The organism is Ruegeria sp. YTSC199 (assembly GCF_059609725.1).
This window is the reverse complement of the sequence record NZ_JBXWMF010000013.1, coordinates 132,016-143,800: the sequence shown is the minus strand read 5'-3', so window position 1 is coordinate 143,800 and position 11,785 is coordinate 132,016. Positions and strand designations below refer to the sequence as shown.

Here is an 11,785-nt window from a genome sequence, read left to right as displayed (position 1 = left end):
GTAGGCCGGGCTTCAGCCAGGCACATCGGTGAGCCTAAGAAGGCCGCTCCAAAAGGGGCGGCCTTTTTCAATGCGCAACCCTGCGGATTAATCCTGTCTTCATCATTTGGAGAAGAAGTGACCCCATGTAAGCCTTGAGGCAAAGAGCGCCGGATCTGAGCCACGCCATTTGCTCTCATGTTGCAATCACATCCGCTTGAACGCATCAAAAACCCGCCTGAGCTCGGGTTGATACGCCAAGGGGTCAGAAGATGGGGAAAACCATGTTTGGGCTTCAGTTCGTACATTACGGCACACGCATCCTGCACAGCAAAGATCTGGATGACATGCAAACGGCTATATTGGATGAAGAGGGTGTCGAAGGCGGTGCAGGCGGATCACGTCCAGGTAAAAGGGTTAAGCTGACAGCCTGCTATTCGGAGCATTCGAACAAGCATGCACCCCAACAGCGTTTGTACTCCAAGTAGACCTTCGCCTTTTCCGATATATGACGCCCGGTTCGGGAGTTGCACAGAAACCTTCCATACCGGGTAACGGCGCGTCTAAACTCACCATGCTCCCTTAAAAGCGTACCGCACTATGTGGTGCGCAAAGTAGACGAGGCATGGTATGTTGGGTTTGGACCTGTTGGTGAATGCGGCGAATGTCTTTTACCTTATTTCCTATTCGGTCCGAGACATTTTCTGGTTGCGGGTGCTGACGGTGATCGGGGCGCTGATCCTGTTGCCGTACTACTATCTGCAAAGCACGCCGCTTTGGGCTCCGATCGGGTGGAACCTGTTCTTCACGGGCATCAACATCTTTTGGATCATACGCCTTTTGTTGGAACGCCGCCCGGTGCCATTTACCGAAACGGAACGGCACCTGTACGAAACCGCGCTGCGCAATTTCAGCGAACGTGACGCGTACAATCTGCTTAAGTCGGGCGTCTGGAAAACCGTCCCGGCCGGGACAAAGCTGTTGGCACAAGGCGCCCCCGTTCCGCGCCTGTCGCTGATCGTAGACGGAGAAGTCGGCGTCGAAGTGAATGGCAATCGTGTCGATACGCTGGGCGGGGGTCGCTTCCTCGGCGGGACGGCGTTCCTGAGCGGAGATCAGGGTTTTATGGCGCCAGTGACCGTGACGGCGCTTGGGCCGTCACGTGTCATAGATTGGGACATGTCCGATCTGAACGCTGAACTTCGGAAACAGCCAGACCTGGCGATTTCCATAGAAGCGAGCCTCGGGCTTGAAATCTCGCGCTTTCTGCAAACGGCGAGAGTGCAGATCCCTTAGAGCGCGGATTCAGCCGCGGCCCGAACGGCGCGGATGTTTTCACCGTAGACTTCGGGATTGGACACCGAGCCGCCTTTGAAAACGGCCGATCCGGCGACGAGAACATCGGCACCTGCGGCCGCCACCAGAGGTGCGGTCTGCGGATCAACGCCGCCGTCGATCTCGATATGCACCGGGCGGTCGCCGATCATCTGGTGCAGCTTGCGCACTTTGTTGGTCATGTCGATGAACTTCTGACCGCCGAAACCGGGGTTCACGGTCATGACGCAGACAAGGTCGGTCAGGTCCAGCAGGTGCTCGACTGCCTCGGCCGGGGTGCCGGGGTTAAGCGCGACACCGGCCTTCATACCAGCGGCGCGGATGGCTTGCAGGGTGCGGTGGGTGTGCGGTCCGGCCTCGACATGGGCGGTCAGGATATCGGCTCCAGCATCGGCATAGGCCTGAATGTAGGGATCGACGGGCGTGATCATCAGGTGCACATCCATCACCGTCTTCACATGCGGGCGAAACGCTTTGACGGCGGGCGGGCCAAACGTCAGGTTCGGGACGAAATGGCCGTCCATCACGTCGACATGGACCCAATCGGCGCCTTGGGCCTCGATGGCTTGAATCTCTTGTCCGAAATTGGCGAAATCGGCGGACAGGATCGACGGGGCGATCTTGATGGTGCGGTCAAAGCTCATGGCGGCCTCGTGTCAGCTGAAGAGTCGGCCCGCGTATACCTGTGCCGCGCTGCAAAGGGTAGCCCCCGCGAATTGAGTGCCGTTACAAAACTTTCACTACTCTGACACACAGCCGTTGAGTGGCCCCTGTAGCTGACCGCCAACACGAATTGGGGGTGGCACGTGCTGCGTATCGAAAAACTGATCAAACGGTTCGGCGACACTATTGCCGTGGATGCGGCGACACTGGATGTGGACAAGCCATGCATGATTGGGATCATCGGCCGGTCGGGCGCGGGCAAGTCTACCTTGTTGCGGATGGTCAACCGCCTGACGGATTCCAGCGGCGGTCAGATCCTGTTCGAAGGGCGCGATATCACCCAATTGAAAGGACGTGAAAAACGCGCCTGGCAGGCCGACTGTGCGATGATCTTCCAGCAGTTCAACCTTGTGCCGCGTCTGGACGTGGTCTCGAACGTGCTGCATGGAACTCTGAACCGCCACTCGACGCTGGCGACCATGTTCAACCTTTTCCCGAAGAATGAGATTCACTGCGCCATCGACATTCTGGACCGTTTGGGCATTGTCGAGCATGCCCCCAAGCGCGCCGAGGCTCTGTCAGGCGGTCAGCAGCAGCGTGTCGCCATTGCACGTGCCCTGATGCAGGACCCCAAGATCATTCTGGCGGATGAACCCATCGCTTCGCTGGACCCGATGAACGCGCAAGTGGTGATGCAGGCGCTGCGCCGCATCCATGAAGAGGACGGCCGCACCGTCATTGCCAACTTGCACACACTGGACACCGCGCGCCGGTACTGCGACCGCGTGATCGGCATGCGCGACGGGCGCATCGTCTTTGACGGGTTGCCCGAACAGCTGACCACCGGCGTTGCCCGCGAGATTTATGGTGCCGATGCCAGCTTTTCGGAAGAGGCGACCTCGACCGAGATAGAGACGCTGGACGCCACCCAGAAGGCCCTGATGGAAGCGGAAGCCACCATCTGAGCCAACCACCCCCTTTCATCGCCCGGTCCGGTGAAAGGCCGGGGTAATCAAACTGGAGAGAGACAGATGAAAAATCTCATTGTTGCCCTTGTTGCGACCACTGCATTGGCCGCGCCGGCCTTGGCTCAGGAAATCAGTGAATTCCGCATCGGTATTCTGGGTGGCGAGAACGCTCAGGATCGTCTGAACAACAACGAGTGTCTGCGCGTTTACACCGAAGAGGTGCTGGGCGTCCCGGCCAAACTGTTCGCACCTGCCGACTATAACGGGGTGATCCAAGGCTTGCTGGGCGGTACCATCGACGTGGCTTGGCTGGGCGCGTCCGGTTATGCCAAGACATATCTGTCCGATCCTGAAGCCGTTGAGCCGGTTCTGGTCAAGGTCAACACCGATGGCGGCTATGGTTACTACTCGATTGGTTTTGCCCGCAAGGACAGCGGCATCACCTCGCTGGAAGACATGAAGGGCAAGACCTTTGGTTTCGGTGACCCGAACTCAACCTCGGGCTATCTGATCCCTTCGATCGAAATCCCGCAGGCCACCGGTGCGACCATGGAAACGGGCGGCTACTTCGGCGAAGTAAAGTTCACCGGCGGCCATGAGCAGACCATCGTTGCGGTCAATAATGGCGACGTTGATGGCGGCGTAACCTGGGCCGACGGACTGGGCGAATGGGAAGACGGTTACCAGTCGGGCGCGCTGCGTCGCGCTGTGGATGCCGGTCTGGTCGACATGAACGACATGGTCGAAATCTGGAAATCCAAGCCGATCCCGGAAGGCCCGGTTGTGGTCCGCAAGGCGCTGCCTGAAGACGTCAAAGCCAAAGTGACCGAGCTGTGGGACACGCTGAGCGAAAAAGACAAGAAATGTTTCTACGGCGTGGCTGCAGGTGAGGCCAAGAGCTTTGATCCGATCACCCATGACGCCTACGAAGTCATCATTGAAGCACGCAAGCTGAAATCCAACTAAGCCTGCATATCCACTGATCGGGGTCCGGTGAAAAACCGGGCCTCGTTTCCACTCAGGAGCATTCCATGACAGACCTGACTGCTGCGTCCTCGACCGTCCATCAGATCCGCGACGACTATACCGCGATGGCGCGACGCAAATGGGTTTATGGTGGTACCCTTCTGGTCCTGTTCGTGGCCACGATGGCCGCCGGTTTCCGTACTGCTGACGACCGCAACGCGGGCGGTTTCATCGACGGTTGGCACCGCATTCTGGACTATCCGGCCGAGGTCCTGTCGGAGGCTTGGGAAAAAATCGCCGAGATGCCCACAAATCTTGTCGAGTTTTTCCCGGCGCTGGTCGAGACGCTGAATATCGCCGCGGCCTCGACCCTGATCGGCACGATTGTGGGGACTTTCCTGTCGCTGATGTCGACGCGGGGGATGGCCTACTGGCCGCCGCTGATCCCGCTGTTCCGGCGTGTCTCGGATATCTTCCGGGCAGTCCCGGAAATTGTTATCGCGCTGGTTCTGATCTTCATTCTGGGCGGTGGCCCGGTTCCTGCAATGATCGCCATCGCCATTCACACGGCTGGCGCGCTGGGCAAGCTGTTTTCCGAAGTGAACGAAAATGCCTCTCTGAAGCCGGTCGAGGGGTTGCACTCGGTGGGCGCAAACTGGTCGCAGCGCATGTATCTGGGCGTGATCCCGCAGGTCGGGCCGAACTATGTCAGCTATGCCTTGCTGCGGTTCGAGATCAACATCCGCGCCTCTGCCATTCTGGGGTTCGTCGGTGCCGGAGGTCTGGGCTATGAGCTGCGCAATGCGATGTCCTGGGGACAGGGGCGCTATGACGAAGCGGCGGCCATTTTCATCCTTCTGTTCGTCGCAATCGTCGTCGTGGACCAAATCTCGGGTTATCTGCGCGACCGTCTGGTCCACGGGTCAGAAAAAGGAGCCACGGCATGAGCACTTTCGCAGACAACCTGACCATTGATGAGCTAAAGGCCGAGGCGGACCGCAATTTCAACCGCAAACGGCTGATGAATTTCGGCCTGCCTGCACTGTTTCTGGCCTATCTGGTTTACGTTTTCTTTGCCTTCGATGTGCCGGGTCTGGCAGCGCGTGCGAACTGGGAAAACGGCAAAACGCTGTTGTCGGACACCTATAGTTACAAAATCCATGTCAAACGGGACAACCGCTCGGGCGAGGTTTCTGCGGCCATCGAGGGGGAACGCAAGGGCGCTCATCCAGAGGGTCAGGCCCCAGACTGGGTGACGTTCGGCGAGACCACGGTGATTGCTCTGGAAAAAGGCCACGTCGTGCGTTTTGGTCCCGAAAAGGTTGAATTTGACATTCCCGGCTATGGCACAGTTCGGGCGACGCCTTCGCGCTCGGCCGGGGTGCAGGCGGAATTGCCCGTGGGTGAAGTGCCAGCGTGGATCAGCGTGTCCAAGAACCGCTTGGCGGTTACCACGGATGCAGGGCGCCTGACCGTAACCCGAAACCGGTCCGAAGTGTTCCGCTATTTCACCGGGTGGGAGCTGTTCTGGTTCACGCTTGACAGCCCGTATTACGGCAAGTCCTTCCCTGAACTGGCTGGACGGGCCGTGAACGGCGAAGCCGGTGCCATTCTGAACGATTTCTGGACCAACAAGATGTGGCGGCATCAGGACGTGGCCTGGGCCATCTTTGAAACCATCCTGATGGCGTTTCTGGGCACCCTCGGTGCGGCCATGGTCGCCCTGCCGCTGGCCTTTCTGGGGACACGCAACTTCAATCCTGTGAAAACCGTGCGTTTTGCGACCCGCCGGGTGTTCGACTTTGTCCGTGGCGTGGATGCCCTGATCTGGACCGTTGTTCTGGCCCGCGCCTTTGGCCCCGGCCCGCTGACCGGAGCCTTGGCCATTCTCGTGACTGATACCGGAACCTTCGGCAAGATTTTCTCGGAAGCGCTGGAGAACGTGGATAACAAACAGATCGAAGGCGTACAGTCCACTGGCGCCAACGCACCACAGCGCTATCGGTTTGGCGTGATCCCACAGGTAACGCCGGTGTTGCTGAGCCAGCTGCTCTATTTCCTCGAATCCAACACCCGCAGTGCCACCGTGATCGGCGCGATCACCGGCGGCGGCATCGGTCTGCTGCTGACGCAGGCAATCATCACCCAGAAGGACTGGGAAGAAGTAGCTTATTACATTGTCCTGATCATCCTGATGGTGATGCTGATGGACTGGTTCTCGGGCTGGCTGCGTCGGCGTCTGATCCAGGGCGAGACGGAAAAAAAGCGTAAACCGCGTGGCGTGAAAACAAAGCCGCAGCAGTTGGCCTGACCCGCAAGCAAGGACAAAGACATGCCATGCCTGCGCCCGGACCGGCCGTTCATCCACCCCGACTGCCAGATTACGAACAGCAGTTTTGGAGAATATGTCGAGATTGGCGCAGGCAGCCGCGTCGTGAACTCGGTCTGGGGGAATTACTCCTATTGCGATCGAACCTGCGATATTGCCAATGCCGAGATCGGAAAGTTCGCTAATATTGCCAGTTTCACGCGGGTCGGAGCAACGGATCACCCGATGGAAAGGGCGTCTCAGCACCATTTCCTGTACCGGTCCGCGGATTACTGGAGCGATGCCGAGGACGATCAGGACTGGTTTGCCCATCGTGCCAGCCGCAAGGCCGTGATCGGTCATGACACATGGATCGGCCACGCGGCGATCATCAAGCCCGAAGTGATGATCGGCCATGGCGCGGTTGTGGCTTCAGGTGCCGTGGTGACCAAGGATGTGCCCCCGTATACCATTGTCGGTGGTGTGACAGCCAAACCGATCCGCCGCCGGTTCCCAGAGGATATTATCGGCCGGATGTTGGCTTTGGCCTGGTGGGACTGGGACAATCAACTCCTGCGAACTGCATTGCTGGATTTCCGTTCACTTAGCGCTGAAGCCTTTCTCGATAAATACGAATAAGCCTGTCGTGCCAGGGAGCGGAAACGCTCCCAAACCCGGATGAGGCCTCCGCAAGAAGGTCGAAGACGCGCGGGAGACCTTGGTTTACTAGTCGTCGTTTAATGTCAGTGTCACCCGTTCTCCGGCAAAAGCAGTGCGCCCGTACTCAACTGGCACCCCTGACAAATCGGCGTTCACTCCGGTCGAAAACAGCACCGGCGCGCCTTCGGGCAATTGCAGATGCAAGGCTTGCGTTGCTGTTGCCGCTCGCGCCGTCAGGCGGGTTGAAACGCGGGTGTAATCCAAGACTCCGCAGCGTTGAAGCGCTTTAGTCACAGATTGTGAATCTAGCAATTCCTCCAGGATGTCGGGTAAGCGGTCTGCCGGAAAGATGCTCTGGAACAGAGCGATGGGTTGACCATCTGCCAGCGATAACCCGTCATACACATGCACTTTTTCGCCCGGTTTCAGCTGCAATGCTTCGGCTTCGGAGCCATCCGCCGCTCGTGTCGTCAGTGAAAGGATCGTCTTGCCGGGTATCTTGCCGCTGGCCGAGACGCTCTTGTGGTACCTGACCCGCTTGCCGATCGGGTAATCGGTCGGGCGCGCCGCAACAAACACGCCTGCGCCGCGTCTTGGGTGCACCAGGCCTTGTTCTGCCATATCCGCCAACGCGCGTCGCACCGTGTGCCGGTTCACCCCGTGCTGCGCAGCCAGTTGCGCCTCGGTCGGCAGGCGGTCTCCGGTATTGTAGCGCCCCTCGGCGATGTCTGAGGTCAGGCTCAAAGCGATGCTTTTCCAGACCGGTGTTTTGCTCATGTCACCAAACTTTCACAGTGTTGCGGATTGCGGGACTCACTTTCGGGGTGTAATATTTGTCTAGTTGTATAGTTCACGTAGACAACCCGGCCAAGAGGTTTTGATGGCGGAACACCAAGATAAAGCGATTGCCGCGCGCAAGGAGTGGATGGGCTTGCTGGCCCGTGCCCCCGAGCAAGCGTTGATGGAGTTGTGGGGCGAGGTTGGCACGCAACCGAGCTTTGACTGGCTCCGCAGCCCTGAGGTTGGCGGCGTCATGGTGCGGGGGCGGACAGGTGGTACAGGCGCGTCGTTCAATCTTGGAGAAATGACTGTCACGCGGTGTTCGCTGGTGCTGAAGGACGGAACGGTTGGGCACGGCTATGTTCAGGGCCGGTCGAAACGCAAGGTTAAGGTTGCAGCGCTGATCGACGCAATGATGCAGACCGAGGCAGCCGAGGACATTCGCGCCCGGGTGATCACACCTCTCAGTCAACAGATGCAGGCCACCAAGATCGCCCGGGCTTCGAAAGCGGCGGCGACAAAGGTCGAGTTCTTTACGTTGGTACGGGGAGAGGATTGATGAGTGCGCAGACCCAGTTCTCGGGCGGGTTCGAAAACGCACCGATCGACGCAGCCCACGCATTTCGTGCTGCGATGACAGTTATGGCTCGGCCGGGTGAGATCCGCTTGATCTCGGGCACTCAGCCGCCAGCACCGTTGTCCGTGGCGGCGGGGACCTTGCTGCTGACATTATGTGACCCGGATACCCGGGTACATCTGGCGGGCGACTTGGACACGGATGCTGTGCGCCAATGGCTGACCTTTCACACCGGCGCGCCAGTTTCAGAGGCGACCGAGGCGGATTTCGCCGTTGGAACATGGCGGGCACTTGGAACGCTGACCCAATATCGCATCGGAACACCAGAATACCCTGACAGGTCCGCAACACTGATCGTCGAATGCGACGACCTGCAACAGGCAGGCGCTGCACTGACCGGTCCGGGGATCCGGGATGCAGCGCAGCTGTTCTTGCCGGACGTGCCCGTGCTTCAGGCCAACGCGGCGCTTTACCCCTTGGGCTGCGACTTTTTCTTCACCTGCGATGACAGACTTGCGGCCCTACCTCGCAGCACAAAGATCAGGGCAGAGGATTAGGCGATGTACGTAGCAGTCAAAGGTGGTGAGAAAGCCATTGAAAACGCCCATGCCTGGTTGGCTGAAGAGCGTCGCGGCTCGTCCGATATTGCCGAACTGAGCATCGCCCAAATCCGCGAACAATTGTCGCTTGCGGTAAACCGGGTGATGGCTGAGGGGTCCTTGTACGACCCGGACTTGGCAGCGCTCGCGATCAAACAGGCACGTGGTGATCTGATCGAGGCGATTTTTCTGATCCGTGCCTATCGCACAACCTTGCCCCGGTTCGGCTATTCCAACCCGGTGGAAACCGGAGAGATGAGCTGCGATCGCCGCATCTCTGCCACGTTCAAGGATGCGCCGGGCGGGCAGGTATTGGGGCCGACCTTCGACTACACCCACCGACTGCTGGATTTCAAACTGGCCGCCGAAGGTGAGGTTCCCGCCGCGCCCGAGACACAGCCGCGCGTGGAGCAGACGCCGCATATCACCGAGTTTCTCAAGGGCGAGGACATCATTCAGGATGAACCGGTCAGCGACGAAACCCCAGGCGATCTGACCCGCGAACCGATGGAGTTTCCGGCTGATCGCCCGCTACGCCTGCAATCGCTGACCCGGGGGGACGAAGGGTTCGTGCTGGGCATGGCCTATTCGACCCAGCGCGGCTACGCCCGCAACCACGCCTTTGTCGGCGAGCTGCGCATCGGTAAGGTCGCGGTCGAGATGGAAGTCCCCGAACTGGGCTTCGCCATCGAGATCGGCGAGGTCGAGCTGACCGAATGCGAGACCGTCAACCAGTTCAAGGGCTCTAAAACCGAACCGCCCCAATTCACCCGCGGCTACGGGCTGGTTTTTGGCCAGTCGGAACGCAAATCTATCGCCATGGCTCTGGTCGACCGTGCGCTGCGCTGGGAAGAACTGGGCGAGGACAATGTGGGCGCCCCCGCGCAGGATGAGGAGTTTGTCCTGAGCCACGCCGACAACATTCAGGCCACCGGATTCCTCGAACATATCAAGCTGCCGCACTATGTGGATTTCCAGTCCGAACTGGAACTGGTCCGCAAGCTGCGCCGCGAGGCAGAGGAAAGGATCACGCCGAGGGAGGCTGCGGAATGATGTCAGGGACCAGATCGTTCAACGCTGGTGTTTTCCGGAATTGTACTTGCTTCCGCTTTTCGGGATCGGGCGCTGTTGCGTTTGGAACACAGATGCGATGCGCCAACCGAACTCCAGATCCCTTTTCGGTCTCTCTTCTGCGCGCGGTGGCGATGTTTGGCGTGTCGATTATGTCTGAAGATATACGCCAATATGACCAGAAAGAACGCGGCAATAACAATTACGTCCATAAAAACACCAATTAAAAAGCGAAGTACAAAAATGAATGACTACAATTTCGCATATTTGGACGAGCAAACCAAGCGAATGATCCGCCGCGCCATCCTGAAAGGGTTGGCCGTGCCAGGATATCAGGTGCCCTTTGCCAGTCGCGAGATGCCGATGCCCTATGGTTGGGGCACCGGAGGGGTGCAGGTCTCGGCCGCGACGCTGACGCCGGATGACAGGTTCAAGGTGATTGATCAGGGCGCGGATGACACCACCAACGCCGTCTCGATCCGCAAGTTCTTTGAGAACACCGCCGGGGTTGAAACCACCGAGGAAACCGAAAAGGCCACGGTCATCCAGACCCGTCACCGTATCCCCGAAGCAAAACTGACCGAGGATCAGATTCTTGTCTACCAAGTGCCGATCCCGGAACCGCTGCGATTTCTGGAGCCGCGCGAGACCGAGACACGCAAGATGCACAGCCTGGAGGAATACGGGCTGATGCATGTGAAGCTGTACGAAGACATCAGCCAGCACGGGGCGATCTCGACCGCCTACGCTTATCCGGTGAAGGTCTCGGGGCGATACGTGATGGACCCGTCTCCGATCCCGAAATTCGATAACCCCAAGCTTGAGATGGACGCGATCCAACTGTTTGGGGCCGGGCGCGAGCAGCGGATCTACGCGGTGCCGCCTCATACCAAAGTTGTCAGCCTCGATTTCGAGGATTATCCGTTCGAGGCCAGCAAGGCTGACCACCTCTGCGACCTGTGTGGTGCCGAAGACAGCTATCTGGACGAGGTGATCATGGATGACGCGGGTAACCGGATGTTTGTCTGCTCTGACACCGATTACTGCCGGTCCCGCCGCGCGCAGGGCCACGAAGGACGCTTGAGCAAGGAGAGCGCAGCATGACTCCGTTGTTGCAGGTCAAAGGCATCGAAAAGCGATATGGCGCGAGGGTCGGCTGCGCTGGTGTCAGCTTCGACCTTTACCCCGGTGAGGTAATGGGTATCGTCGGTGAAAGCGGTTCGGGAAAATCGACCTTGCTGAACTGCCTTGCAGGGCATCTGGAACCGGACGCGGGGCAGGTGGTCTTTGATACACTTACCGATGGCCCCATAGATACTGTGACGATGTCGGAACCCGAACGCCGCATGTTGGGCCGTACCGACTGGGCCTTTGTTCACCAGAACGCCCGCGACGGTCTGCGCATGTCGGTAAGTGCCGGTGGCAATATCGGTGAGCGGCTGATGGCCGTCGGCGACCGTCACTACGGTGCCATCCGCGACCGGGCGCTTGACTGGCTGGGGCGGGTCGAGATCGACGGCACCCGTGTCGATGACCGCCCAACCGCGTTTTCCGGAGGGATGCAGCAACGTCTGCAAATTGCTCGTAACTTGGTGACGGGGCCTCGGCTGGTGTTCATGGATGAACCGACGGGCGGGTTGGATGTCTCGGTTCAGGCGCGACTGCTGGACCTGCTGCGCGGGTTGGTGCGTGAAATGGGGTTGAGCGCCATCATTGTTACGCATGATCTGGCTGTGGTGCGCCTGTTGGCGGACCGGCTGATGGTTATGAAGGACGGCCACGTAGTCGAGGCTGGTTTGACCGATCAGGTTCTGGACGATCCGCAACACGCCTATACGCAGTTGCTTGTGTCCAGCGTTCTTCAGGTTTGAAGGTGAAG

The 11,785-nt window shown here is 59.0% G+C and carries 14 protein-coding genes; 11 read left to right on the top strand and 3 right to left on the bottom strand.

Annotated features, from left to right (window positions below; genetic code table 11):
• A partial coding sequence (locus tag AC2FEE_RS14195) for a hypothetical protein (protein ID WP_496865970.1) occupies positions 1–287 on the bottom strand: 287 nt, incomplete at its 3' end.
• Positions 288–609: 322 nt separating this feature from the next.
• Here AC2FEE_RS14195 and AC2FEE_RS14190 point away from each other — a divergent pair.
• Positions 610–1,275, top strand: a complete 666-nt coding sequence (locus tag AC2FEE_RS14190) for a Crp/Fnr family transcriptional regulator (RefSeq protein WP_496865969.1) — start codon at positions 610–612, stop codon at positions 1,273–1,275.
• Here the strand turns inward: AC2FEE_RS14190 and rpe are convergent.
• Positions 1,272–1,958, bottom strand: a complete 687-nt coding sequence (gene rpe / locus AC2FEE_RS14185) for a ribulose-phosphate 3-epimerase (RefSeq protein WP_496865968.1) — start codon at positions 1,956–1,958, stop codon at positions 1,272–1,274. The two genes, AC2FEE_RS14190 and rpe, sit on opposite strands and share 4 nt — an antisense overlap.
• A gap of 162 nt (positions 1,959–2,120) precedes the next feature.
• Here rpe and phnC point away from each other — a divergent pair, with 162 nt between their 5' ends.
• The 5 genes from phnC (at position 2,121) to AC2FEE_RS14160 (ending at position 6,858) form a co-directional block, all read left to right on the top strand.
• Entirely contained in the window at positions 2,121–2,942 is an 822-nt protein-coding gene (gene phnC / locus AC2FEE_RS14180; RefSeq protein WP_496865967.1) for a phosphonate ABC transporter ATP-binding protein, read from the top strand.
• A gap of 66 nt (positions 2,943–3,008) precedes the next feature.
• Positions 3,009–3,911, top strand: coding sequence for a phosphonate ABC transporter substrate-binding protein (gene phnD, locus AC2FEE_RS14175; RefSeq protein ID WP_496865966.1), 903 nt, complete (start codon positions 3,009–3,011; stop codon positions 3,909–3,911).
• Positions 3,912–3,976: 65 nt separating this feature from the next.
• Positions 3,977–4,858, top strand: coding sequence for a phosphonate ABC transporter, permease protein PhnE (phnE, locus tag AC2FEE_RS14170; RefSeq protein WP_496865965.1), 882 nt, complete (start codon positions 3,977–3,979; stop codon positions 4,856–4,858).
• Positions 4,855–6,222 carry a phosphonate ABC transporter, permease protein PhnE gene (gene phnE, locus AC2FEE_RS14165; RefSeq protein WP_496865964.1) on the top strand — a complete coding sequence of 456 codons (1,368 nt, stop codon included), beginning with the start codon at positions 4,855–4,857 and terminating at the stop codon, positions 6,220–6,222. The genes phnE (AC2FEE_RS14170) and phnE (AC2FEE_RS14165) overlap by 4 nt, the downstream gene beginning before the upstream one ends.
• A 21-nt stretch (positions 6,223–6,243) precedes the next feature.
• Complete coding sequence (locus AC2FEE_RS14160; RefSeq protein ID WP_496865963.1) at positions 6,244–6,858, top strand: LbetaH domain-containing protein; 615 nt, start codon at positions 6,244–6,246, stop codon at positions 6,856–6,858.
• A gap of 87 nt (positions 6,859–6,945) precedes the next feature.
• Here the strand turns inward: AC2FEE_RS14160 and phnF are convergent, their stop codons facing one another.
• On the bottom strand, positions 6,946–7,656 hold the full coding sequence (phnF, locus tag AC2FEE_RS14155; protein ID WP_496865962.1) for a phosphonate metabolism transcriptional regulator PhnF: 711 nt from the start codon (positions 7,654–7,656) through the stop codon (positions 6,946–6,948).
• 103 nt (positions 7,657–7,759) lie between these two features.
• Here phnF and phnG point away from each other — a divergent pair, with 103 nt between their 5' ends.
• From phnG to phnK, 5 genes are all read left to right on the top strand, one after another.
• On the top strand, positions 7,760–8,218 hold the full coding sequence (gene phnG / locus AC2FEE_RS14150) for a phosphonate C-P lyase system protein PhnG (RefSeq protein WP_496865961.1): 459 nt from the start codon (positions 7,760–7,762) through the stop codon (positions 8,216–8,218).
• The gene (gene phnH / locus AC2FEE_RS14145; protein ID WP_496865960.1) at positions 8,218–8,793 is read left to right on the top strand and encodes a phosphonate C-P lyase system protein PhnH; all 576 of its coding nucleotides are present in this window, start codon (positions 8,218–8,220) and stop codon (positions 8,791–8,793) included. The genes phnG and phnH overlap by 1 nt, the downstream gene beginning before the upstream one ends.
• Positions 8,794–8,796: 3 nt before the next feature.
• Positions 8,797–9,888 (top strand): carbon-phosphorus lyase complex subunit, encoded by a 1,092-nt coding sequence (locus AC2FEE_RS14140; RefSeq protein ID WP_496865959.1) that lies wholly within the window; start codon positions 8,797–8,799, stop codon positions 9,886–9,888.
• 261 nt (positions 9,889–10,149) lie between these two features.
• Positions 10,150–11,010, top strand: a complete 861-nt coding sequence (locus tag AC2FEE_RS14135) for an alpha-D-ribose 1-methylphosphonate 5-phosphate C-P-lyase PhnJ (RefSeq protein ID WP_496865958.1) — start codon at positions 10,150–10,152, stop codon at positions 11,008–11,010.
• On the top strand, positions 11,007–11,777 hold the full coding sequence (gene phnK / locus AC2FEE_RS14130; protein ID WP_496865957.1) for a phosphonate C-P lyase system protein PhnK: 771 nt from the start codon (positions 11,007–11,009) through the stop codon (positions 11,775–11,777). Before AC2FEE_RS14135 ends, phnK begins: the two co-directional genes overlap by 4 nt.
• Positions 11,778–11,785 lie beyond the last annotated feature (8 nt).